This window comes from Pedobacter miscanthi (assembly GCF_032678605.1).
Taxonomy (GTDB): Bacteria; Bacteroidota; Bacteroidia; order Sphingobacteriales; family Sphingobacteriaceae; genus Pedobacter; species Pedobacter miscanthi_A.
The window spans coordinates 1-1,214 of record NZ_JAVTSU010000062.1; the positions used below are offsets into that span (position 1 = coordinate 1).

Genomic DNA, 1,214 nt, shown 5'->3' on the forward strand with positions numbered 1-1,214 from the left:
ATGTAAGCTCCCCCGTTTTTCAGACCATTCAAAAGTATAATTTTGTCCTCAAATTTCCTGTAATAAATCTACCGGAGTTTTGAAGTTTAATGCCTGGTGTGGTCGATGGTAATTGTAATCCACCATCCATTCCTCCACTTTCTCCCTTACATCATCCAGGGAGTGAAATATGTAGGCATTTAACAATTCTCTTCTGATGCTTCCATTCAATCTTTCAATATATGCGTTCTGTGTTGGCTCTCCTGGCTGGATAAAAACTAGTTCAATATTGTTTTCCTTTGCCCATTCATCCAACTTATGCGAGATAAACTCCGGCCCGTTATCCATTCTTATTTTTTTTGGCAGCTCCCTATATTGTTTTAGCTCATCCAAGGCTCTTATAACTCGCAATGCTGGAAGTGAATAATCTATCTCCATAATAAGCATCTCTCTGTTATAATCATCAGCGATGTTTAACAACCTAAATTTCCTTCCATTCCAAAGCGCATCACTCATAAAATCCATGGACCATACCTCATTTACCGTTTCTGGCACGAATAAGGGTTTTTTGACTCTTTCTGGCAGCCTCTTCTTTGCCCTACGACGGATATTAAGCCTCATTGAGGTGTAAATCCTGTAAATCTTTTTATGGTTCCATTTAAGACCTTTTCGACGCAATCGGTAGTAACACTGCCAGAAGCCTATGGAGACGTGCTTTTCAACAAGAAGTGAAAGCGCATCAACTACTTCACTGTCATCCCGTCGTTTTTGTTGATAATAATGTTTGCTCCGGTTCAATCCAACGCATTTACAGGCCTGACGATGGCTTATCCTTTTTACCATTTCATCCACTAAATTCTTTTTCTCGTCAGGCGTTAAAGCTTTTTTTCTACAGCCTCCTTGAAAACTTCATGCACGAGGCTGAGATTCGCATACATTTTCTTTAAACGTGCATTTTCTTCTTCCAGCGCCTTTAATTTCGATAGTTCTTTGACTTCCATTCCGCCATACCTTTGGCGCCATTTGTAAAAGGCTGCAGTGCTAATTCCTAACTCTCTGCAGAGATCATGAACGTTTTTGCCGCTCTCATGTTCCTTGATTGCTTTTACAATCTGGGATTCCGTAAACTTGATTCTTTTCATATTACCAATTAAAATTAATAGTTTTTCTAATAGCCTCGCTGCGCTCGGTCTATAATTCTACTTTTAACTGGTCTGAATTTTGGGAAGTGCACA

Annotated in this window: 1 protein-coding gene; it reads right to left on the reverse strand. The window is 39.5% G+C overall.

Translation table 11 applies throughout. The features are described 5' to 3' along the window. Nucleotides 1-48 precede the first annotated feature (48 nt). Nucleotides 49-1,121 (reverse strand): IS3 family transposase gene (locus R2R28_RS29065; RefSeq protein ID WP_316829165.1). Its coding sequence is split into 2 segments (ribosomal slippage): nucleotides 49-860 and nucleotides 860-1,121, totalling 1,074 coding nucleotides; the frame shifts between segments, so codons are not numbered across the junction. Nucleotides 1,122-1,214: the final 93 nt, after the last annotated feature.